General features: G+C 35.4%; 24 protein-coding genes. 13 read left to right on the top strand and 11 right to left on the bottom strand.

The window, feature by feature from the left end; genetic code table 11:
- Positions 1-81: 81 nt before the first annotated feature.
- Positions 82-534 (bottom strand): TlpA family protein disulfide reductase, encoded by a 453-nt coding sequence (locus tag J2Z82_RS08080; protein ID WP_209480293.1) that lies wholly within the window; start codon positions 532-534, stop codon positions 82-84.
- Positions 535-732: 198 nt separating this feature from the next.
- On the bottom strand, positions 733-1,275 hold the full coding sequence (locus J2Z82_RS08075) for a peroxiredoxin (protein ID WP_209480292.1): 543 nt from the start codon (positions 1,273-1,275) through the stop codon (positions 733-735).
- 251 nt (positions 1,276-1,526) lie between these two features.
- On the opposite strand from J2Z82_RS08075, the gene J2Z82_RS08070 reads away from it, so the two are divergent.
- Complete coding sequence (locus tag J2Z82_RS08070) at positions 1,527-2,345, top strand: mechanosensitive ion channel family protein (protein ID WP_209480291.1); 819 nt, start codon at positions 1,527-1,529, stop codon at positions 2,343-2,345.
- Positions 2,346-2,462: 117 nt separating this feature from the next.
- Here J2Z82_RS08070 and J2Z82_RS08065 read toward each other — a convergent pair whose 3' ends face one another.
- The 5 genes from J2Z82_RS08065 to cbpB all read right to left on the bottom strand — a co-directional run bounded on the left by J2Z82_RS08065 (position 2,463) and on the right by cbpB (position 6,727).
- Positions 2,463-2,714 carry a YkuS family protein gene (locus J2Z82_RS08065; RefSeq protein ID WP_209480290.1) on the bottom strand — a complete coding sequence of 84 codons (252 nt, stop codon included), beginning with the start codon at positions 2,712-2,714 and terminating at the stop codon, positions 2,463-2,465.
- A 71-nt stretch (positions 2,715-2,785) separates the two neighbouring features.
- Positions 2,786-3,901: an N-acetyldiaminopimelate deacetylase gene (locus J2Z82_RS08060; RefSeq protein WP_209480289.1), complete on the bottom strand. Its 1,116-nt coding sequence runs from the start codon at positions 3,899-3,901 to the stop codon at positions 2,786-2,788.
- Between the two features lie 14 nt (positions 3,902-3,915).
- Positions 3,916-4,635, bottom strand: a complete 720-nt coding sequence (gene dapD, locus J2Z82_RS08055) for a 2,3,4,5-tetrahydropyridine-2,6-dicarboxylate N-acetyltransferase (protein ID WP_209480288.1) — start codon at positions 4,633-4,635, stop codon at positions 3,916-3,918.
- A gap of 68 nt (positions 4,636-4,703) precedes the next feature.
- The gene (locus J2Z82_RS08050) at positions 4,704-6,194 is read right to left on the bottom strand and encodes an MDR family MFS transporter (RefSeq protein WP_209480287.1); all 1,491 of its coding nucleotides are present in this window, start codon (positions 6,192-6,194) and stop codon (positions 4,704-4,706) included.
- A gap of 86 nt (positions 6,195-6,280) precedes the next feature.
- Positions 6,281-6,727: a cyclic-di-AMP-binding protein CbpB gene (cbpB, locus tag J2Z82_RS08045; RefSeq protein WP_209480286.1), complete on the bottom strand. Its 447-nt coding sequence runs from the start codon at positions 6,725-6,727 to the stop codon at positions 6,281-6,283.
- 298 nt (positions 6,728-7,025) lie between these two features.
- Between cbpB and trhA the strand changes: the two genes are divergently transcribed.
- Positions 7,026-7,661 carry a PAQR family membrane homeostasis protein TrhA gene (trhA, locus tag J2Z82_RS08040; protein WP_209480285.1) on the top strand — a complete coding sequence of 212 codons (636 nt, stop codon included), beginning with the start codon at positions 7,026-7,028 and terminating at the stop codon, positions 7,659-7,661.
- A 46-nt stretch (positions 7,662-7,707) separates the two neighbouring features.
- On the opposite strand, the gene fadH is transcribed toward trhA, so the two are convergent.
- Positions 7,708-8,475, bottom strand: coding sequence for a 2,4-dienoyl-CoA reductase (fadH, locus tag J2Z82_RS08035; protein WP_209480284.1), 768 nt, complete (start codon positions 8,473-8,475; stop codon positions 7,708-7,710).
- A gap of 476 nt (positions 8,476-8,951) precedes the next feature.
- Here fadH and J2Z82_RS08030 point away from each other — a divergent pair, with 476 nt between their 5' ends.
- From J2Z82_RS08030 to ric, 5 genes are all read left to right on the top strand, one after another.
- Positions 8,952-9,800: a metallophosphoesterase gene (locus J2Z82_RS08030; RefSeq protein WP_209480283.1), complete on the top strand. Its 849-nt coding sequence runs from the start codon at positions 8,952-8,954 to the stop codon at positions 9,798-9,800.
- Positions 9,801-9,919: 119 nt separating this feature from the next.
- The gene (locus tag J2Z82_RS08025; protein ID WP_209480282.1) at positions 9,920-10,495 is read left to right on the top strand and encodes an SCO family protein; all 576 of its coding nucleotides are present in this window, start codon (positions 9,920-9,922) and stop codon (positions 10,493-10,495) included.
- 446 nt (positions 10,496-10,941) lie between these two features.
- A complete protein-coding gene (locus tag J2Z82_RS08020) occupies positions 10,942-11,427 on the top strand; it encodes a YkyB family protein (RefSeq protein WP_209480281.1) in 486 nt (161 codons plus the stop codon).
- 484 nt (positions 11,428-11,911) lie between these two features.
- Positions 11,912-12,802, top strand: coding sequence for a DMT family transporter (locus tag J2Z82_RS08015; protein WP_209480280.1), 891 nt, complete (start codon positions 11,912-11,914; stop codon positions 12,800-12,802).
- A 78-nt stretch (positions 12,803-12,880) separates the two neighbouring features.
- A complete protein-coding gene (ric, locus tag J2Z82_RS08010; RefSeq protein WP_209480279.1) occupies positions 12,881-13,573 on the top strand; it encodes an iron-sulfur cluster repair di-iron protein in 693 nt (230 codons plus the stop codon).
- A gap of 323 nt (positions 13,574-13,896) precedes the next feature.
- Here the strand turns inward: ric and J2Z82_RS08005 are convergent, their stop codons facing one another.
- A complete protein-coding gene (locus tag J2Z82_RS08005) occupies positions 13,897-14,061 on the bottom strand; it encodes an FbpB family small basic protein (RefSeq protein ID WP_209480278.1) in 165 nt (54 codons plus the stop codon).
- A gap of 111 nt (positions 14,062-14,172) precedes the next feature.
- On the opposite strand from J2Z82_RS08005, the gene J2Z82_RS08000 reads away from it, so the two are divergent.
- Positions 14,173-15,339, top strand: coding sequence for an aminotransferase A (locus tag J2Z82_RS08000; RefSeq protein WP_209480277.1), 1,167 nt, complete (start codon positions 14,173-14,175; stop codon positions 15,337-15,339).
- 12 nt (positions 15,340-15,351) lie between these two features.
- On the opposite strand, the gene J2Z82_RS07995 is transcribed toward J2Z82_RS08000, so the two are convergent.
- Complete coding sequence (locus J2Z82_RS07995; protein WP_209480276.1) at positions 15,352-15,531, bottom strand: aspartyl-phosphate phosphatase Spo0E family protein; 180 nt, start codon at positions 15,529-15,531, stop codon at positions 15,352-15,354.
- Positions 15,532-15,686: 155 nt separating this feature from the next.
- Between J2Z82_RS07995 and J2Z82_RS07990 the strand changes: the two genes are divergently transcribed.
- From J2Z82_RS07990 to J2Z82_RS07970, 5 genes are all read left to right on the top strand, one after another.
- Positions 15,687-16,040: a PilZ domain-containing protein gene (locus tag J2Z82_RS07990; RefSeq protein WP_209480275.1), complete on the top strand. Its 354-nt coding sequence runs from the start codon at positions 15,687-15,689 to the stop codon at positions 16,038-16,040.
- A 75-nt stretch (positions 16,041-16,115) separates the two neighbouring features.
- A complete protein-coding gene (gene lepB / locus J2Z82_RS07985) occupies positions 16,116-16,640 on the top strand; it encodes a signal peptidase I (RefSeq protein ID WP_209480274.1) in 525 nt (174 codons plus the stop codon).
- Positions 16,641-16,920: 280 nt separating this feature from the next.
- On the top strand, positions 16,921-18,102 hold the full coding sequence (locus tag J2Z82_RS07980; RefSeq protein ID WP_245251236.1) for a zinc ribbon domain-containing protein: 1,182 nt from the start codon (positions 16,921-16,923) through the stop codon (positions 18,100-18,102).
- Positions 18,103-18,130: 28 nt separating this feature from the next.
- The gene (locus J2Z82_RS07975) at positions 18,131-19,273 is read left to right on the top strand and encodes a S1C family serine protease (protein WP_209480273.1); all 1,143 of its coding nucleotides are present in this window, start codon (positions 18,131-18,133) and stop codon (positions 19,271-19,273) included.
- Positions 19,274-19,372: 99 nt separating this feature from the next.
- Positions 19,373-19,474, top strand: coding sequence for a YjcZ family sporulation protein (locus tag J2Z82_RS07970; protein WP_209480272.1), 102 nt, complete (start codon positions 19,373-19,375; stop codon positions 19,472-19,474).
- Between the two features lie 45 nt (positions 19,475-19,519).
- Here J2Z82_RS07970 and J2Z82_RS07965 read toward each other — a convergent pair whose 3' ends face one another.
- Complete coding sequence (locus tag J2Z82_RS07965; RefSeq protein ID WP_209480270.1) at positions 19,520-21,472, bottom strand: sensor domain-containing protein; 1,953 nt, start codon at positions 21,470-21,472, stop codon at positions 19,520-19,522.
- Positions 21,473-21,489 lie beyond the last annotated feature (17 nt).

Raw genomic sequence — 21,489 nt, 5'->3', positions numbered from 1 at the left:
TCATTTTAAACGTCATATTCCATCAAATCTGTGCTTTTGAACGGTACCAGGATCCTCTTCCACCCTCCTGGCTAACTAGATTTATTTGTCGGTTTTACCTAATACTCTATTCACACGCTTGCGAAGCATTTTCATCCCACTTCCACCAGCCTGGAAATGTCTTAACTTTCCATCAGAATCAAATACATAATAAGCAGGTACATATTTATTTTGAAAAGCATCTGTTAATGTATGATCGTTATCTACAAATATTGGCTGTGTAATATCATGTTCATTCGCAACCTTTTTAATCTGATCAAGATCCAAATCTTTTTCGGAACGTGGCATATGAACCGCAATTACGTTTAAATCACGTTTGTATTCGTCACGAAATTCATTTATTTTTGGCATTGCTTCTTTACAAGTTCCGCAGCTTACAGACCAGAAATGAATTAGTGTTGGTTTATTTCCGATTAAAGCTTCTTTTCGAATCGCTTTACTATTAAACCACTTTGTAGCACCTTCTAATTCGGGCATTTGATCTCTTAACCTCATAATGTCTACCTCCTGTTAATACGTTAGAAAACTTGGCTTATCGCCAAGCCCTAATGGCGAAAGCCTTAGTTGCACTTATGCAGTAAGAAAGGATTTATACTTTTTTAACTGCCAAAAAAGGCTGACTCCAATTTCCACATCGTATGCGATGAGCCAGCTCTAAAATATTATATACATTTATTATATATGATAATTTTTTTACAATGTTTCCTGGCCTGGTTTCCAGTTTGCCGGGCAAAGTCCACCTGTTTGAAGAGCTTGCAGAACACGCAGCGTTTCATCAACATCTCTGCCAATGTTATTGTGAAATACTGTCTGATATTGTAATTCACCTTCAGGATTAATGATAAATAGCCCGCGTAAAGCAACACCTTCTTCTTCAATTAATACCCCGTAATCCTTGGAAACAATATGATTTGTGTCTGCAGCTAATGGATAACCTAACTCTTCCAAACCATTATCATCACGGGACGTGTTAATCCAGGCTTTATGTGTATGAATTGTATCGGTTGATACCCCTATCACTTCTGCATCCAAATCTTCAAATTCATCATACCGATCTGACATTGCTGTTATTTCAGTTGGACATACGAATGTAAAGTCCATTGGATAGAAGAAAAGAACTGTCCACATATCATTTCTCATATTTTCTTCTAAACTCACTTTACCAAATTCCTTATCAGGCATTACAGCGTCCATTTCAAACCGTGGTGCCTGTTTTCCTACCATTCTTTCTGCCATATGTAATCCCTCCGATTAAATATTTTATCAATCTAATATTAATTATAGAATACTCTATAAACCAGTCAATATGGAACGCTAGTCTTTTTAAAATGTACATATAAAAGACATAATATGTTCTTATTATTGACAAAAACTTCTTCTGGTATAACCATTTTTATGTGTGTATATGGTTTATAAATAAATAAATTGTGGTAAATTAACAGAGTCTGTCGAGTTAGAGACACTAAAATACTGGAAGGAAGATACATATGGAGATTTTTGGAATCGAGGTAGATTTATCTAATCTGATAAATATTGGCTTAAAGATTGGTTTACTTATTTTAGCCTTTATTATTTTTATTCCAATTGGCAAAAAAATTATTGAGCGAACAATAAATAGAGCTGGCTCTAATCAAAAAATATCAGAGAGTCGTGTGAAGACGCTTGAAAAGTTATTAGTCAATCTGTTTTCTTACGTGATGATTTTTGTATTTATTGTTATGTTGTTTGCAATCTTTGCTATTCCAATTGGACCTCTACTTGCAGGTGCAGGAGTTGTTGGTTTAGCAATCGGGTTTGGTGCACAGGGACTTGTAAGTGATGTTGTTACAGGTTTTTTCCTATTACTTGAGCGGCAAGTAGAAGTTGACGATTATATAACAGCTGGTGGCTATGATGGGATTGTAGAGGAACTAGGTTTACGAACTACAAAAATCCGCAGTTTTAATGGAACATTAAATTTTATTCCGAACCGGGAAATCATTGGTGTTGCCAACCATTCACGTGGAAATATGCGTGCACTGGTTGATATCGGAATTAGCTATGATGAAAACATTGATGAAGCGATTAGTTTATTGGAAAAGGTCTGTGCTGAATTCCAGCAGGATGAACGTTTTAAGGATGGCCCTAATCCAATAGGTGTTCAAGGTTTGGGGTCTTCAGATGTTGTCCTACGTGTTGTGGGACAAACTGAAAATGGAGAACAGTTCGGATGCCAACGCGATATGCTTAAACGAATAAAAGAAGCATTTGATGAGGCAAATATTGAGATACCATTTCCACACCAGGTTAATATTCAAAAAGGTTAAATAAAATTAGGATACTTGGTATTCGTAGTTCCCGCTTATGCAGTAAGAAAGTATTTATACTTTCTTAACTGCCAAGCAAAAACCCCAGTTCAGCTAGATGAACTGGGGTTTTCCTATTTACTCGTTTTCACTTAATTTTTGATTTACCATCTGGCAGACATCTTCTGCACTATAACCTTCTGCATTTATAACAGGGCCAGCTATACTTGCAGTAGACATACCCATTACGTTTTTATCAAGTCCCGTAATTACACAGCAATCACAATATTCAGTGTCATCCTCGGAGTGCAGATCAACTACATCATGTCCCATTTCCATCAGACCATCCTTCACATCTGAAAGACTTTCTTCAACACCAATACGCGCCATTCATATACCTCCTCTAGATACAAAGCATTTACGCATCTAGTTTTTCCAGAAGATAAAATGATATACAGAAGTTAACGAGCAGATATTGCTTGTATTGTTTTTATAACAGCATTGACACCTGTCTCGAGTGCATCTTCATCGGGGGTTAGTTGAGAATTGTGTAAACCGAATGGAGAATCGACGCCAAGCCAGAACATGAATCCTGGAATATCTTTTAGCATATAGCCAAAGTCCTCTCCAGTCATAGCAGGGTTTGCCTCCTGGTAATTAATATTATTAGTTGTCATAGCTTCAGCAAATATATCAACATACTCCTGGTCATTGTATACCTGATAATAATTTGCACCATAGTCAATAGCAATCTTACATTCATGGGAAATTTCAAACCCTTGAATCAATCGTTCCAGCTTTTGCTTAATTACATTAATTGTAGCTGGTTCGAGTGTACGGATTGTCCCTTCCAACCTTGCTGATTCAGCAATTGCATTTTGCACAAACCCACTCTCCATCTTTCCTACTGTAACGACAGCACTTTCCAATGGATTAAGGTTTCTTGAGACAATTTGCTGTAGTTCCACAACAAATGAACTTGCTGCAACAGTCATATCCCTAGTTAAGTGCGGGTATGCAGCATGTCCCCCTTTGCCAGAAAAATCAAGGAACAATTCACTCGTATTTGCGAATAATAATCCTGGGCGACTGGATACTGTTCCAGTAGATAGCTCAGGAGCAATGTGCAAAGCAAAGATAACATCCGGCTTCCATTCCTTAAAGCTATCTGATTCCATCATTGGTAATGCTCCACCAGGTCCTTCTTCAGCTGGCTGAAAGAAGAACACAACATCATTTTCAATCGGATGATTAATAATGTGTTTTAGTGATCCTAACGCAATTGTCATGTGAAAGTCATGTCCACAAGCATGCATTCGACCTTCATGTGTGGATTGAAATGGATAATCTGTCTGTTCCGTAATCGGCAGACCATCCATATCGCAGCGAAATCCAATCGTTTTATTAGGGTTAGTTCCTGAAACACGGACGAGGATTCCAGTTCGCCACTTTTTCACTTCCACCCTATCCGTTTGCATTGCATTAATCTTATCCAGCAAATAACTTTGTGTTTTATATTCCTGAAAACCCAACTCGGGAATTTGGTGCAGTTCCCTTCTGATTTCTACTAAATTCATGCTAATCCCCTGCTTTAGTTATCTAATTTACGAAGCTCTTGTTTGATCTCTGTTTTTGATTTTGTACTATCATCGATTTCTTTTAATACTTTAGCAGGTGTTCCTGCAACCAATGTATTTGGTTCAACATCCTTCGTAACAATTGATCCGGCAGCTACAATTGACCCCTTGCCTACTGTTACTCCTTCCAGAATAACGGCATTGGCACCAATAACTACTTCATCTTCAATGACAACTGGTTTTGCAGAAGGCGGTTCGATAACACCTGCAAGCACTGTTCCAGCACCAATATGACAATTTTTACCAACGGTAGCACGACCGCCAAGAACTACATTCATATCAATCATGGTACCCTCACCAACAACTGAACCAATGTTAATGCTTGCGCCCATCATAATAACTGCTCCATCTCCAATCTCAACTTGGTCACGGATAATAGCTCCAGGCTCAATTCGTGCATTAACCTCTTTTAAATCAAGTAATGGAATGGCAGAATTCCTGCGATCATTTTCCACTGCATAATCTTCAATTTGCTCTTTATTATTTTCCAAAAAGGATTGAATGTCCTTCCATTGCCCAAATAAGACACCACTATTTTTCTCAACAAATGACTGAATTGACTCACCGTAGTTTAATTCATTCAGTTGTTCACCTTTAATAAATACTTTCACAGGTGTACTCTTTTTACTATTTGAAATAAAGCTGATAATCTCGTTTGCATCCATCATTTTCATTATTTGTTCCTCCAATTTTATGTATTTATTTTACTTTAGCAGACCACACAATCACTCGCAAGAACAAGCTATTCCTGTCCTTTTTTTGGCAAAAAATAAATTAGGAAACAACTTATTCCTGCCAAAACTAATAACCCCGTATAAACGAGATGTAATCCTGAAGTTAGACCTTCCTGCAATACAAATTTAACCTCCTGTGAGAGTGAAGCATTTTGCTGTGGATCCAATAAACTGTTTGTCATGTCGACAGAGACTTTATTTTCCAGTTCTTCATTCTGAATAAAGGCTTGGATTCTGCTATTTAGCAAACCTCCAAGTAATGCCGCGCCCAGAGCACTTCCGATCGAGCGCATGAACATGTTTGCAGCAGTTGCAATACCACGAGTTTCCCATCCAACAGCATTTTGTATTCCTACAATAAATGATGTATTTGTTAAACCCATACCTATTCCAACAAAGAACGATCCTGCAGCCGCCCATACCGGACCTTTATCAGGTGATAGCAGGAAAAACAATAGTGCTCCAATAATTAATGATGCACCACCAATGAATGAGGTTGCTCTATATCCTATTACCAGCAAAAGCCTGCCCCCGGCCATAGCTGCAATTGGCCAGCCAATAGACATTGTTGTTAACGTAAACCCTGCTACTGTTGCAGAATAACCCATAACACCTTGTACAAAAGCAGGCAGGTAACTGGATACACCAATTAGTATCATTCCAGTCGTCAGCGAAGTTAAATTTGCTATACTGATTATTCGATGTCTCCATATTTCAAATGGCATCATCGGGTCCACTGCACGCCGTTCCTGATTAATAAATAAAAGTAACCCCACTACAACCAAACAAATCAGACCATACATGGCAGTAGATTTCCACGGAATCCCTATACCACCTTCAACTAAAATGAATAGCAATGATGTAATAGCCATTGCAATCCACACCGATCCGAGGTAGTCAACAGAACGCTTTTGCTTTTCCATATTTTCATGGAAAAAGAAAAATATCCCTAGCATAGCAAGTATACCTAATGGAATATTCATCCAAAAAACATAACGCCAACTTAAGATATCAACAAAAAAACCACCAAGTAACGGTCCCGTAACAGCAGATATACCCCATACACTAGACAATTGTCCTTGGATTTTGGCCCGCTCTTCTTTACTGTATATATCACCGATTATCGTAGTTGCGATGGGCATCAAAGCACCTGCGCCAACACCTTGTATAAACCGTGAAATGATCAGCATTGTCATGGATCCACTAAGACCAGAAAGCGTAGAACCTGTTAGGAAAATGGAAATACCAATCATAAAAATAGGCTTTCTTCCGAAAATATCAGAAAGCTTGCCAAATATTAACACAGTAGCGGCATTAGTTAATAAATACGCAGAAAAAACCCAACTGTAAAGTGAAAACCCGCCAAGATCTGCTACAATACTAGGCATTGCTGTTGCAACAATTGTCGCCTCTATTGCAGCTAAAAACATGCCAAGCATAACGGCTGCTAATACAAATGGGCGTTTCATCGTTTTTATTTTTTTAAGATTGGTTACCATAGGTTATCACAGCTTCTTCTTAAAATAAAAAACACCCTACGCATTTATATTTTCTGCAAGGGTGCAACAATAACTCAACTTCATGATTAATCATTTCTGTTTGTATAAAAGTCTCGTTTCATTTGTTTTAGAATAGCACGTCTGGTTACAATTCCATCAAAATAACCCTCTTCATCAGAAACACATACAAATGTATTATTAATAACCGCTTTTAACCCATTCATAAACGAATCATCTTTTGATAATGATGGTATATCTGTATTCATTACTTCATGGACACGCATGTCAGAAAGTTTCTCGATTTCAAATCGTTCTAAACCTAGAATCTCGTTTAAAATGATTGTCTTACCTATCGTTCCTACTAACTTATAAGATGCATCCAATACAGGGACAGCAGAATAACCGGATTTCACCAATACTAATAGTGCGTGTTCCAATGGATTATTCAGCTGAACATGGGCAACTTTTTCAGATGATATCATTATATCTTCCACTACAATATCTGTTAATTGCTTATCTTGTATCGTACTCATACTAAATCGCTCCTTTTAGATACTGGCAGCAACCATCATTTTTTTAGACTTGAAAAAGGAGTTGTAAACCTACATCCACATCCTTAGTTTACCATAGTTAATGTTCGAGAAACATATATAGTTCCTACATATTAAAAATACTTTCGTATAATTTAATGTCAAAATTTTTAATAAAAATTTATGAGAAATTATCAAAAAACGCTCTATATTAGAGCAGGAATTGTTATGACTTTTGTAACTAGTTTTATGCAAATTTCAGTGTACAATAATAATATGTCGAATAGAAAGAGGCTTTTAAATGGAAATACACACTTTTACAAAGAAAGAAGAAATTGTTCATGCTATTACACATGGGATTGGTGCATTATTAAGTATTGCTGGTCTTGTGTTATTAATTATATTTGCTTCTCTTAATGGGAGCCCATGGCAAATTGTGTCCGTTACCATATTTGGAACAACGATGCTAATTATGTATTTATCATCAACAATTGTTCATAGCCTGCCTGAAGGAAAATGGAAGGATATTTTCCAAATCTTTGATCATTCCTCTATTTATTTGTTTATCGCAGGAACATACACCCCATTCCTGCTCGTTTATTTACGCGATGAATTGGGGTGGATATTGTTTGGTACTGTATGGGGGATTGCATTAATTGGTGTTGTCTTCAAAATATTTTTCGTAAAAAAATTCCTTGTTCTGTCAACATTATTTTATGTTTTAATGGGTTGGTTAATTACCCTGGTATGGAATCCACTTACAGCAATTATGGATGGAACAGGTATGCTTTTATTAATGATTGGTGGAATGTTTTACACGCTAGGGGCTATCTTTTATATATGGCGCGGGTTTATTTATCACCATGCTGTATGGCATTTATTCGTCCTGGCAGGTTCCATTTTTCATTTCTTCACTGTATTTTATTATGTTATTTAAACAGTTGAGCTGGCGTGCTATCCCAATGGATAGCACGCTTTAATGTTTAAAACGGGAACTTATTAAGCCATTGTCCTCCATCCATTGTTACAACCTCCCCATTAATGTATGCAGCTTTATCGGAGAGTAAAAAGTGAGCAAGATCAGCAATTTCCTCTGGCTTACCCAATCGTTGTAACGGTACTGAATTAATTGTACGCTTCGCAGCTTTTTCTGATTCAAATAGTTTTTCTGCTCCACCAGTACGCTCAATCGGTCCCGGGGCAATTGCGTTTACACGGATACCATACTTTGTTCCCCACTCTACAGCTAAAGTGCGTGTCAGATTAAGTACCCCTGCCTTTGCAGCAGAGGAATGGGCAACACCTGCTCCAGCGTTCCATGCATATGTAGCAACCATATTAATGATTGATCCTTTTATTTCATTCTCAATCCAATACTTCCCTACCTCTTGGCTGCAATAAAATGTGCCATTTAACACGATATCAATTACAGAATTCCAGCCATTAACTGTAAGATCTTCCGCAGCAGCAATAAAATTGCCAGCTGCATTGTTCACGAGATGATCAATTGAACCAAATTTTTCGACTGTCTTTTCGACCAGCCGTTCCACATCTTCAGGTTTTCTTACATCCATCGAAATTATATATAATTCACCTGTTGCGTTTTTTTCCAACTCTTCTTTTGTCGCTTGCAATCGTTCTTCATTTCTACCTGTAAGAACAACATTCGCACCTTCTACAGCGAACTTTTCAGCCATATACTTTCCCATTCCACTAGAACTTCCTGTTACAATAACTGTTTTATTATTCATATAATCCCCCTTATTCCATTTAGGCTCTTTTCGTAAGTTTTGTTGCTCCTTAACTCCAGAAATACACTACTCGTATCTCAGGAATTCCGCTTCCACCTTTGCAGAACAATCATTGCAGGAACTCATCATCTTCAATTTCACGCATAAATCTTCGTATAGTCCCTTCGCTAACAGCAAATCATTTAGAAAACAACCTTCGTCTATATGTATTATCATATTTATAACAATCACAAAAGTCAAAAAAATAACTGTAAATATGATACAAAGTTCTATCAAAATCTTATTTAATCTCATATTAAAATAAGGTATGATGAATATCATACGAGAAAATAATTAAAAGCTGTTTTGATAGCACGTAATTCATTATTCAGCATTATGTCGCAGTCTATATTAACTGCGAAAATTAAGAGGCAACAACTTAGCCTACAAAGATCCTCATTAACAGAATTCTGAAACCCTTGAAAGGTTTGACATATATGAACAGACGCACTTTCTTAAAAAAATCTATTGGTAGTCTGCTAGCTTTGGTTGGCTTAAGCGGGGGTACTTATTATTATGCACGAGAAATTGAGCCAACAATGCTTGACATCAACCAGCAAATTCTATCGTCGTCCAAGATTCCCAAATCCTTTAACAACTTTAAAATCGTACAATTTTCAGATACACATATTGGTTATCATTACTCACTTGAACAATTTGCTGAGCTTGTAACAACAATAAATGCCCAGAATCCGGATATAATCGTGTTTACTGGAGACCTTGTCGATAAACCGCACATGTATAACTGGAACAACGAACTTATTAAAACACTACGAAAGCTCAAAGCAAATCATGGGAAATACTGGGTTTACGGCAACCATGACCATGGTGGATATGGAACTGACATTGTAAAGGATGTCATGGACAAAGCTGAATTTCATCTGCTAAAGAACAGCTATACATCAATTCCAATAAATAACGAAAAAATTGCCCTAGCTGGTATCGATGATGTAATGCTTGGCAGACCGGATTTAGAAAAAACATTAACAAATGCAGATCCAAACGTTTTTACAATGTTACTTGCTCACGAGCCTGATTTTGCTGACACGACGGTTCATTTTCCAGTAGATATTCAACTCTCAGGACATAGTCATGGCGGACAAGTTCGGTTTCCTTTTATCGGACACTTATATACTCCAATGTATGCAGAGAAATATGTACAAGGAAAACACACATTACAAAACGAGAAATTAACATTATACGTAAACAGGGGCTTAGGTACTACCCGTCTACCGTATAGGTTCTTATGCAAACCAGAGATCCATACCTTCACCCTAAAAAGCTAAGTTATTTCATCGCTAAACTGGCTATTGTGTTTCAGCCCCGAATCGTAACAGTTTGTTCATAGTTTTTTTACTGGAAACATGCTACACTAGTTACGATTTCATTTAGGAGGAAAACACATATGTCAAAATTTAAAATTATAATTCCTTTATTATTGATTGTTATACTAAGTGCATGTGGTGAAAAATATGAAGGTGACTATTCTTACGAAGTAAAGGATTTTACGTTTACAAATCAGGATGGCGAACAGGTCAGTAAAAGTGATATGGAAGGTAAGTTTTGGGTAGTAGATTTCATCTTTACAAATTGTACTACTGTTTGCCCACCGATGACTTCGAATATGGCAGACTTGCAAAAACAATTAAAAGAGGCTGGACTTGAAGAAGAAGTTCAACTCGTTTCATTTAGTGTCGACCCTAAAAAAGATACTCCAAAAATTCTTAAAGATTATGCCAAGGCTCGTGGCGGTACATTTGACAATTGGCATCTGCTTACAGGCTATGAATTTGAAACAGTTAAAGAATTGTCTATTAAATCCTTTAAAGCAGCAGTCGAGAAGATTGCAGATTCAAACCAGGTGATGCATTCAACCAGATTTTTTATTGTGACGCCAGAAGGAAATGCTATCAAAGGATATGACGGCAGAGATCAGGCAAATATGGAGAAAATCGTTCAGGATATTGAGGATATGAGTTAAAAAGCTGAAACAGGCCCCCCTGTTTCTTTTTTTAGCAGATAAGAAACAACCATGGATGCTGAATGCGCAGCCTCCATCTACCATGAAAATTATTTTTCATATAGGAAATTTGAGGTTAGCTGATACCAAGGATCTTATTTCACACAAATACAGTTAAATAACCATGATATATGTATAATAACGGCTTCTGTGTCCGGATAACTTCGAGAAAGTTGCTTTTATATAGAAATAGCGTCTCCTGTTTCCGCTAAAATCAAGTTTTAGAGGTATTTTCATACAAAAGTATAAATCCTTTCTTACTGCATAAGTGCACCTAAGGCTTATCTATATTAAGGCATGGCGATAAGCCGAGTTTACTAAGAAGTTTTCTAAAATATTGCAATAGGACAAGCTTTACGATACGATATAGGGAAGTAGTTATATTAATATAGAGAGGAGAGAATCCTATGAACGGGAAACAATCGATTCCTTTAAGCGAAATTGCCAAAGCACTCTTTACCATTAACCGTCATGCCAAAACCGCACCAGAACCAAAGCATCTATATTTTATAAAGAAAGAAGCAATAAACAGGTTGTTAAATGAAAGACGTGCGCAGAAAGTTGGTTTACACTTCTCAAACCATCCAAAGTTTAGCAATCAGCATTCTACACTTCTAGTAAAAGTGGACGACTATTTTTTTCATATTCCCCCAACAAAAGATGACTTCAAAAAACTTGAACATTTAGGTGAACTTGATTCAAGCTACCGAAATCCTCAAACAAAGATGTCACTTTCACATGCGAAAAAAATCGTCTATAACTATATTAATTGGCACCCAGCAGCAGACAAACAGCATCGTGTTTCACAGAAAAGATACACATCTTCTTATTTCACCCCTTCTTCTCTTGGGAAAATGGAATGGCCTCCTACCAAAACACGCCGCAATTATTAGAAATCAAAGTGCCTGTGCACCAGGCGCTTTTTTATATGCTTTTATTTTTTCTAAATAGATGCTGGAGTGCATGAATAATAATAAGACATCCTCCAAAGATGGCAAGACACTGCAGGGTCATGGCAAACAATCTTAAATTTAGAACTGTAGTTAAAATAATACCTAACAGAAATAACACTAGAAAGGCTAAACTACTCGTGACATACGCCAATAATTTAGTCGATTGCATCGAAACCACCCAGTTTACAAGTGGATGCACCATTAAATAGATTATAATAATTCCAATAAATATATATACATACTCTACTCTTACTCCTGTTGGTAACAAATAATTTATATTGGCTGCAATTAAACTTCCAATCATTTGATTCAACTACTTTCTACAAGTTTTATTATCCAATATAAACAATTCGCTTTATGAATATACACAATATGTTTATCTGATATAATTGCAATTATTGAATGCTAAAGGAGGGGAACTACCGTGAACAAAGCTTTCGTCTATATTATTTTGGGTGCTGCCCTCTGGGGTACAATTGGCTGGTATGTTAAAAACCTATATTCATACGGATTCACACCTATGGAAGTTGTTACACTTCGGGCATGGTCTGCTGCTAGTATACTAGTTATATATTTAATTATTTCCTCACCAAAAGAGCTAAAACTGAAATCCATCCGTGACATAAAATATTTTATTGGTACCGGTATTTTTAGCATTATTTTTTTCAATTACTGTATGTTTACTGCTATTGAATTATCAACAATTCCTGTTGCAACAGCATTGCTTTATACAGCTCCAGCGTTCGTAACTCTTTTATCATTTTTTCTTTTCAAGGAACCTCTAACTAGACTGAAGATTATCGCACTCCTAATTACACTGCTGGGAACAGCGCTGGTTGTTGGTTTAATTCCTTTAAACCTAAAAGCCTTCCAACTAACTAGTATTCTATTTGGACTAGGATCAGGTATTGGGTATGCCCTATATAGCATTTTCAGTAAATTTGCACTTAAAAAATACTCAAGTCTTAGTATTACGACCTATACATTTATCGTTGCTGCTGTCACATTATTGCCATTTTTCCCTTATCAGGAAAAGTTCCATATGCTACTGAATCCAACAGTATTGTTTTATGCGTTTGGATTGGGCTTTCTGCCAACAGCATTTGCATACATTATTTACACATATGGGTTAAACAAAACAGATGCTTCCAAAGCGTCTATACTAACGACAATCGAACCTGTTGTTGCAACATTAATTGGCGTATTTATTTTTCATGAAGCCTTCTCCTTTATACAAATGATCGGAATGGCGTGTATTATCGGTGCGGTAATTTTAATTCAGGCATATTCCAGTCCTAAATTAAAAAGTTCCTAAGTAAGTGATATCAATCACGACACGCAAACAACAAATCGACTATTATCTAAGTAAGTTAACTAATAGGAGGTAATAGTCATGAGTCAATTTACTACTGAACATACACCGGCTGAAATTGTAAAGGCATTTCCAAAAGCGAGTGATTTGTTCAAAGAACGCCGAATCGATTTTTGCTGTGGTGGGGAACGTCCACTTGGAGATGTTTTTAAGGAAGGAAAGATAGATGAAACCGTTGTACTAGGAGAACTTAATCGTGCATTTGATAGCTGGAAACAAGAAGATCATGAAATAGTTGATTGGGATGCCATCCCGCCTACTGAATTAATTGATCACGTTGTTCATACACATCATGCTTATCTTAATGAAGAGCTCCCTGCTTTAGGACAATTTGTTACTAAGATCCTTCGTGTGCATGGTGCAAATCACCCACATTTAAAAGAGTTGCATCGTTTATATAACGAATTTAAAGTAGATATGGAAGAACATATGATTAAAGAAGAAGGTGAAGTATTTCCTTTAATTAAAGAATATGAAAAAAATCCGAGTGAAAAACTTTTAAATCATATCCATGAAGCTAATGGAGGGCTTGAAGACGAACATGAAGCATCAGGAAATATTCTAAAACGTATGCGAGAAATTACCAACGGATTTGAACCTCCAGCAGATGCGTGCAGCTCATACCGAATAACGTATGCCCGATTGGCTGAAATGGAAGCAGACACATTCCAGCACGTTCACTTAGAAAACAATATACTTTTCAAGAAATTATAATTTGAAAAGTGACATTCATTTAAGGGATTCTTAAGAAAGCATATTTTGCTTTCTTAAGAATCCCTTATACTTTGGAATACAAGCTATTTTGGTGAATGGAATAGTTGCACTTATGCAGTAAGAAAGGATTTATACTTTCTTACTGCAAAAAAAATCCGAACTAATTCCAATTCTGTTTCAAGAATTTTGAATCATAGTTCGGATTGTAAATTGACTAAAACGCTTTTGTTCCAGCCTCTGTTTTTTTGAGGTTTTAAAGATAGTTTCTGCTTAACAACCTATGTTATGATTATCAATAGAAAAAGTGACTTATAAATGAGTAATCATTGATAATAGGAAGAAAAGTGTTCTGGATTATTAGATTGTTTATCTGATTGCTTTTTTTCCAGACGAATTTCAATTTGTTCTAACTCATTTTCGTCTCTTAATAGTTCTTGCTTGTTTTGCTGTACAAGGTCTTCAAAATTTTGGTATTTTATTGGGCGCATAATTTCACACTCCTTTATAACTGCTCATTATCTATTATACCCTTTATGTTGTATAACAAATCAAAATTATTTGAACATTTTATGAATATTTTTAAACTGGAGGTTAAACTGATGCGACCAAACCTAAATAGTTCTGTTAAAGATATTGAAATATCGGGGATTCGGAAGTTTTTCAATATGGTGTCTGATGAACAGAATGTGACGTCTCTAACAATAGGACAGCCCGATTTTCATACACCGGATCACGTAAAAGATGCTGCAAAAATTGCACTAGATTATAATAAAACTATGTATACACACAATGCAGGGATAATTGAACTGCGAACTGCTATCTCAAGATTTTACGAACACAATTATGGCGTTAGCTATGACCCAAAATCGGAAATTATTGTTACATCAGGCGCATCACAAGCTATCGATATAACGTTTCGCACCATTTTGTCACAAGGGGATGAAGTAATTCTTCCTGCACCAATTTATCCCGGATATGAACCGCTTATAAAATTGGCTGGAGCGGATGCTGTTTATGCAGATACAACTAATGATGATTTTAAACTTACAAAAGAAAACCTGGATAAACATATTACAAGTAAGACAAAATGTGTCGTTCTCCCCTACCCTTCCAATCCAACAGGGGCTTCATTCACTAAGAATGAGTTACAAGAACTGGTTTCAATTTTGCAGCATAAAAATATATTTATTTTAGCAGATGAAATATACAGTGAGCTTGTTTATGATTGGAAACATACGTCAATTGCAGAGTTTAACGAGGTTAAGGAAAGAACGATAGTCATTAATGGTGTTTCTAAATCACATGCTATGACTGGGTTTCGAATTGGATATACTCTAGCACCTGAATGGTTAACAAAACACATGCTTAAGGTTCACCAGTACAATGTGTCTTGCGCAACATCCATCAGCCAATATGCCGCATTAGAGGCGTTAACGAACGGGTTGAACGACCCCGTTAAAATGCGTAATGAATATAAGAAAAGACGTGATTATGTATATAATCGTTTAATAGACATGGGGCTTGATGTCAATAAACCAGATGGAGCATTCTATTTTTTCGCAAAGTTTCCTATAAAAGATAAAATATCCTCATTTCAGTTGGGAATTAATTTAGTTCGGGACGGTAAAATAGCATTAGTTCCGGGGAATTCCTTTTCTTCCTTAGGTGAAGGTTATATGCGTCTGTCATACGCGTATGACATGGAAACAATCAAGCTTGGACTCGATCGCCTTGAGGCATTTTTACAGAGGGAAAAATTAATTTAATATAGCTGTACTTTAATCGATGCTTTTCTGATGTTTAGTCTGTTTTACGTCATCGAAAAGATTTAAAAGCCTATCTAATTCTTGACTGATAGTAATTGATTCAATACTTGTAAATCCTTTTTCAAGAGCAACATCAGTCATTTTATTGCGTAAGAATTCTATTCTTTCCAGTAGCTTTTCTGTAGTGCACATATTAATGTATATAGTACCTCCTTTTTTTGCTTACTTAACTTTAGCACAGGTTCACAAATAAAGACAAGTTTCTGCTTAAGTAACCAAAAGCCTATTTCAACTGTACTGAAAGTGATATTTTAGAAATGTGGATTTTAAACTATAGGAGGGTTTCGATGTATTACAAAAGAAATGAAGCTTATCGCTTCGTGTTTAATCAGCCAGTTGAGGGAAAAATGACTAAAAGAGAAGAAAACAGTACAGTAACAACCAAAGTTCATATTCTTGATGTAAGTAATCAAGGGGCAAAGATTAATTGTAAAAATGTTGTTGATTTGAAAGAGAATACGAAAATAAACCTTTCCTTTAGCTTAAAGTCTCATTCTTTTCATGCATCAGGTAAAATAATATGGATCAAAAACTTCCACCATTCTTCTGAAGTAGGCTTACAGTTAAATACGGATGCCGAATATAAGAACAATATGATAAAGGAACTCAAAGAAATTGCCAAACAGAACAAAAAAAAATAAAATAATGTTTTTCTTGAAATAATTACTTTCCTAATTATATTTTCGTCTGAACGGTATTGAGAAAGGATGTCTTCTTTGACTAAAACAAAAAAGAAAAATGAATGGCTGGAATGGTTGAAAGCTATATTAATAGCAATCGTACTCGCTTTCTTTCTAAGATCATTCGTATTTGCAACATCGATTGTTGATGGTGAGAGTATGGAACCCACTCTTGAAGATGGAGAAACAGTACTTTTCAATAAGTTCACGTACTTAATGGGTACACCTCAACGCGGTGACATTGTGATTATAGAAAGACCCCTAAAAAATTATGTTAAGCGAATTATTGCGATACCTGGCGAGACCATAAAAGTAGAAGATCACATACTGTACATTAATGGTGAAAAATATGGGCAGCCATTTATAAATAAAGATGCAAAAAGCAATACCGGAGAATTTGGTCCTATTAAGGTACCAGAGAACAGTTATTTTGTTATGGGTGATAACCGAATATTAAGCAAAGATAGCAGAAATGGTCTGGGGTTTGTTAGTGAAGAAAATATCATTGGAAAATCGGAGCTGATTATTTTTCCATTTGACCAATGGGCTATGACGAAATGAAGAAAAGGGTCAGGCATCAATTGTCCGACCCTTTTTATATTTGAATTTTATTATTCATTATCAAAAATGCAGTAGCCTATATTTAATGCAAGTAATCCAAAACAAATGATCCCAAAAGCGGTTTCCCAAAGTTCCATATGCTTGTACCTCCTCTATTAAATTTATGTACAATCGTAACATTTAAAGTATCTTTCTTCCTTCTCCTATCATATCAATTTCCTTTTCCTAAATAAAGCAAAAATATGATAAAATAGAAAAGAAATCAGAATAGGCTTAGTCAATGAAAGTAGGTTTTATTATGCACCACTGTCCTTATTGTGGCACAAAAGTAGAAGAAAATGAGTTATATTGTATAAAATGCGGCAAACAACTGCCAGAAGACGCAGCCGAGCGACTCAAAAACCATAAATCGTTTAATAAATATTGGTACCTCCCCATTTCAATATTAGCTTTAGTTATTTTATCTGCAGGTATCTACTATATATTTATGCAAAATCAAACGGCCGAAGCAAGTGACTTATACAATAAAGCCGAAGAAAGCGTTATGGAAGGCCAGTATGGAGAAGCGAAAGAATTACTTCAATCTGCTCTTGAAAATAGTAAAGAATTTAAGCAAGCAGATATTGCCTTAACTTATGTACAAGAAGCTTTAAAAATAGAAAACAGCATTGAAAAAGCAAATAACTTTTTAAAGAAACAGGAATACCAAAAAGCACTATCTCTAATCAATGATGCTGAGAACTCATTAAGTAACTATAATGGCAATGCAGTTACCCAATTAATAAATAAACTTACATCAAAACGCAATTTAATAAAGATAGAAGAGCTTAAACATAAATTAGATCAAAAACCAAGTATTAATGACATGAAAACCTTGCTGTGGGAAGCAGAGTCGATCAAGCATGATGAAGCAGCTGAAATTACTACTGACATTCGAAATCAAATTGTTGATTATACCTTTTCAAAAGCAAGCGAAAATCTTAATGATAAACAGTTTTCAGATGCGCTAGTAATAGTTGAAGACGGCTTAAAGTATGCCCCAAACTCAGGAAAGCTGCAAAGCCTGAAAACCACTATTGATAAAGAAAAAACAGCATTTGAAACAGCACAACGTCAACGAATTGAGCAGGCAATAAGTTCTGCAGAAGAAGAACGGAAATTAAATGAAAATGATGCGATTGAACTTGTTTCAGTCAATGTTGAAAATAATGAACAGGATAAATTAGTTGTAAAGGGTAAAGTAAAAAGTGTTGCAACAATTCCTATAAATACAATATTGGTGGAATATACATTATCATCCAAGTCAGGAAGTGAATTTTTATCAAATGAAGTATATGTATATCCAGAGACACTGTACCCTGATGAAGTTGGTGAATTTGAGTTCACCCATTTTGATATAGATCAAGAGGGTAAAAACATTAATATCAAAGTGGATAAAATAAAATGGTATACCAATCAATAATATCTAATGTTCTTAATGAGGTGAACACATGAGTAAAATGCAGACGAAACCTATTATAGTATCAGCGCTTGTTATTATTATAGGGGCGTTCCTATTATTTTCAATCAATGACTATTGGGCTTCCAAAAATGTCTCTGTAAATAATCCGGTGATAAGTAAAGTAGAATCTAGTTCCAATAGTATTGACCTTAAGACAATTATTCATGAATCTGAAAAAAATGTTGTACAGATAGAAGGGCAAAATGAATTCAATACAATCACCGGCTCAGGATTCTTATATAATAATAAAGGTGATATTATTACCAATGCACATGTTGTTAGAGATGCTGATGTAATCTATGTTAGAACCGCGAACGCGCGTATATACCCTGCAGCAGTAATTGGTATGGGAAAAGAAACGGACATTGCCGTTATCCGTGTGCCACAGCTTGCTGGTCAAAACTCCTTATCAATTGAAAAAGATATACAAGCTGAAATGGGAGATGAAGTCATTGCACTCGGGAGCCCGCATGGATTTCAGAATACAGTAACTTTAGGAATTATATCTGGTACTGAACGAAATTTTTCAGTTGATGGATTTAATTATGAAAATGTCTATCAAATATCAGCGCAAATAACGCATGGTAATAGTGGTGGCCCTCTAATCAACAGAGAAACTGGGAATGTTATTGGGATTAATTCTGTAGGTACCGAAGATGGAACAATTGGATTTAGTATTCCGATAAGCGAAGTTATTGAAAAAATTACAACATGGTCGAATGAGGCGCAGAATGAACAGTTGGATTTTGCTAATACTTCCGAAATTGGCAGTACTACAAAACCGGAAGAACTCAAGGAAAACGCTGAATACATAATTGACTACTTTTTTGAAAGTTTTATTATAAGAGATTATGTAGGTGCTTATACATTGTTAGGCAGTTCAATGCAATCAGAAAACTCTTACTCGGATTTCCGAGAACGATATATTCATATTATTGATTTAGAGTACTCTGATTTTTCCAGCAAGATTAAAAAGGACAACCAAGTAGAAACAACCGTAGATGTAACTGTGGAAACTAATTTGCAGAATAAAGAAGAAACAAAAAAAGAAACATTTAAATATGTACTTACAATCGGAAATGAAAATGACCAATTAAAAATTTTAAATTTATCTAAGACCCTGATTGAATAGTTCTAACAAACATTCTTATTAAATTATTTAGTCAAACGTCCATACGTTTTGTTGCGTTTATCATATAGTATAAGTGTAACACGTAGGAGGTGATAATGAATGGGTGGTTATGGTGGTTACCAAGGATACGGAAACAACTTTGCGTTAATCGTTGTACTGTTTATCCTGCTTATTATCGTAGGTGCAACTTTTTACTATTAAATAAAGCTTGTGCTACTCTTAGCACAAGCTTTTTTTTACATATCTTTAACCTACTGTCTTAAATAATTTTGTTAACTTATCAGGCGGCAATGGCTTGCTAAAATAAAAACCTTGCATCTCATCACACTTCTCACCTTCCAGAAAGTTAAGCTGATCAACTGTTTCTACACCTTCTGCAATAACCTTCATATCCAGGGAATGTGACATATGAATAATTGATTTTACTATTGCCTGATTTTGTTTCTGATTTTCATTCATAAACATTTTATCAATTTTTAGTTTGGTAATTGGAAATAAGCTTAAATATTTTAGTGATGAATATCCCGTACCAAAATCATCAATTGAAACTAATACTCCAAGGGCACGCAATTGCTGAATTGTTTCCAGCATATACTCTTCATTTGTCATTGCCATACTTTCCGTTATCTCAAGTTCCAAATAAGAAGGGTCCAGACCAGTATCGTGTAGAATATTTTTTATCTTTTCTACTAATCCCTTCTGATGAAATTGCTTTGCTGATAAATTAACGCTTACGATAACTGGGTAGTATCCGTTGTCTTGCCATAACTTGTTCTGTTTACATGCTTCTTTTAGGACCCAATCACCAATATCAATAATAAGTCCAGTTTTTTCTGCGAGTGAAATAAAGTCATCAGGTGGAATATATGCTTTAACAGGATGATTCCAGCGAAGTAATGCCTCCAGACCAATAATTTTTCCAGTATTAAGGTTCTTTTGAGGTTGATAATGCAGCTCGAAATGACCTTCTTTTAGCGCTTGCCTTAATTCACTTTCCATAGTCAGCATTGCTTTGAAATTCTCTGAAATAGATGATTCAAAAACATTATAATTATTATGGTGTTGTTCCTTAATAACATACATCGCTGAATCAGCATGTTTAATTAAATCATTCGGTGTTTGTCCATTCTCTGGATACATACTAATTCCGATACTAATGGATAGGAACATTTCATAATCGTCAATTTTAATGGGCTTTTCAAACTCAGATATCAGACTCTCTGCTAATTCAATTGCAGAACCTTTATTTGTAGTACGCCTTTGCAGAATCAGAAATTCATCACCACCCATTCTAGCGATAAATGTATCTGTGTGTAAAAATGCTTTAAACCGATTACTACACGCCTTTAATAATTGATCACCAAAAGAGTATCCTAATGTATCATTAATTTCTTTGAAGTAATTCACGTCAATAAAGTATACAGCCAGCATTTCATCATTTAAATGTGCTTCTTTAATAGCTTCACCAAGGACTTTATGGAAAAAATTTCTATTTGGTAAATCAGTAAGTTCGTCGTAGTATGCCATGAATTCAATTCGTTTTTCATTTTCTACTTTATCTGTAATATCTTTAATGATTGCAACACGGGCAATGTTACCCAGGTTATTATACGGATGCTCCATAAACTCCATGTAAAATGATGTGCCATCTTTTCTGATACCAGTTAATTCATAGGGTTTATCAGGGTCATTATGGATAATTTCAGCTAGTTTATAGGTGCTGTTAGCATCCATTAATTGTGATATTTTCATGTCTTTGATTTCACTTTCTGAATATCCAAACATATCCGCAAATGTTTGGTCACAATCAATTATGATTTCATTATCATACATTACCATTCCCTCAGAACTAGCATGAATTAAATGATTAATATATTTCTTTACTTCATCCGTTTTATCATGGATGGGTAAATCACTCATTATAAGACAATAAACATTATCTTCAACACGTATGGATTTAATTTCAATAAGCTTTCCATTATTATTCTTTTGTTCCATTAAGAGATGATTTTCATCATTTTCTGTTAGCAGACTAAACTCCAAATAATCGGAAATAGATGTATACTCCTCCATCTTTAATAAGGAATGAGCAGCGTTATTACCTTTTATAATTTCTCCGTTTTTTCGGACAAAAAGAATAGCCTCTTTTAAACTTTCAAAAACTTGATTATGTATTGGTAACACATCTTCCTTTGACATGGACATCCACTCCCAGC

It is taken from the genome of Virgibacillus litoralis, from assembly GCF_017873675.1.
Lineage (GTDB): Bacteria > Bacillota > Bacilli > Bacillales > Amphibacillaceae > Lentibacillus > Lentibacillus litoralis.
Note: the sequence above shows the minus strand (reverse complement) of the source record. Positions and strands in the feature narration are given on the sequence as shown.

Excerpts from the sequence above, each read along its gene's own strand:
- J2Z82_RS08080 (WP_209480293.1), bottom strand. The coding sequence starts at position 534 with ATGAGGTTAAGAGATCAAATGCCCGAATTAGAAGGTGCTACAAAGTGG.
- J2Z82_RS08075 (WP_209480292.1), bottom strand. The coding sequence starts at position 1,275 with ATGGCAGAAAGAATGGTAGGAAAACAGGCACCACGGTTTGAAATGGAC.
- J2Z82_RS08070 (WP_209480291.1), top strand. The coding sequence starts at position 1,527 with ATGGAGATTTTTGGAATCGAGGTAGATTTATCTAATCTGATAAATATT.
- J2Z82_RS08065 (WP_209480290.1), bottom strand. The coding sequence starts at position 2,714 with ATGGCGCGTATTGGTGTTGAAGAAAGTCTTTCAGATGTGAAGGATGGT.
- J2Z82_RS08060 (WP_209480289.1), bottom strand. The coding sequence starts at position 3,901 with ATGAATTTAGTAGAAATCAGAAGGGAACTGCACCAAATTCCCGAGTTG.
- dapD (WP_209480288.1), bottom strand. The coding sequence starts at position 4,635 with ATGAAAATGATGGATGCAAACGAGATTATCAGCTTTATTTCAAATAGT.
- J2Z82_RS08050 (WP_209480287.1), bottom strand. The coding sequence starts at position 6,194 with ATGGTAACCAATCTTAAAAAAATAAAAACGATGAAACGCCCATTTGTA.
- cbpB (WP_209480286.1), bottom strand. The coding sequence starts at position 6,727 with ATGAGTACGATACAAGATAAGCAATTAACAGATATTGTAGTGGAAGAT.
- trhA (WP_209480285.1), top strand. The coding sequence starts at position 7,026 with ATGGAAATACACACTTTTACAAAGAAAGAAGAAATTGTTCATGCTATT.
- fadH (WP_209480284.1), bottom strand. The coding sequence starts at position 8,475 with ATGAATAATAAAACAGTTATTGTAACAGGAAGTTCTAGTGGAATGGGA.
- J2Z82_RS08030 (WP_209480283.1), top strand. The coding sequence starts at position 8,952 with ATGAACAGACGCACTTTCTTAAAAAAATCTATTGGTAGTCTGCTAGCT.
- J2Z82_RS08025 (WP_209480282.1), top strand. The coding sequence starts at position 9,920 with ATGTCAAAATTTAAAATTATAATTCCTTTATTATTGATTGTTATACTA.
- J2Z82_RS08020 (WP_209480281.1), top strand. The coding sequence starts at position 10,942 with ATGAACGGGAAACAATCGATTCCTTTAAGCGAAATTGCCAAAGCACTC.
- ric (WP_209480279.1), top strand. The coding sequence starts at position 12,881 with ATGAGTCAATTTACTACTGAACATACACCGGCTGAAATTGTAAAGGCA.
- J2Z82_RS08005 (WP_209480278.1), bottom strand. The coding sequence starts at position 14,061 with ATGCGCCCAATAAAATACCAAAATTTTGAAGACCTTGTACAGCAAAAC.
- J2Z82_RS08000 (WP_209480277.1), top strand. The coding sequence starts at position 14,173 with ATGCGACCAAACCTAAATAGTTCTGTTAAAGATATTGAAATATCGGGG.
- J2Z82_RS07995 (WP_209480276.1), bottom strand. The coding sequence starts at position 15,531 with ATGTGCACTACAGAAAAGCTACTGGAAAGAATAGAATTCTTACGCAAT.
- J2Z82_RS07990 (WP_209480275.1), top strand. The coding sequence starts at position 15,687 with ATGTATTACAAAAGAAATGAAGCTTATCGCTTCGTGTTTAATCAGCCA.
- J2Z82_RS07980 (WP_245251236.1), top strand. The coding sequence starts at position 16,921 with ATGAAAGTAGGTTTTATTATGCACCACTGTCCTTATTGTGGCACAAAA.
- J2Z82_RS07975 (WP_209480273.1), top strand. The coding sequence starts at position 18,131 with ATGAGTAAAATGCAGACGAAACCTATTATAGTATCAGCGCTTGTTATT.
- J2Z82_RS07970 (WP_209480272.1), top strand. The coding sequence starts at position 19,373 with ATGGGTGGTTATGGTGGTTACCAAGGATACGGAAACAACTTTGCGTTA.
- J2Z82_RS07965 (WP_209480270.1), bottom strand. The coding sequence starts at position 21,472 with ATGTCAAAGGAAGATGTGTTACCAATACATAATCAAGTTTTTGAAAGT.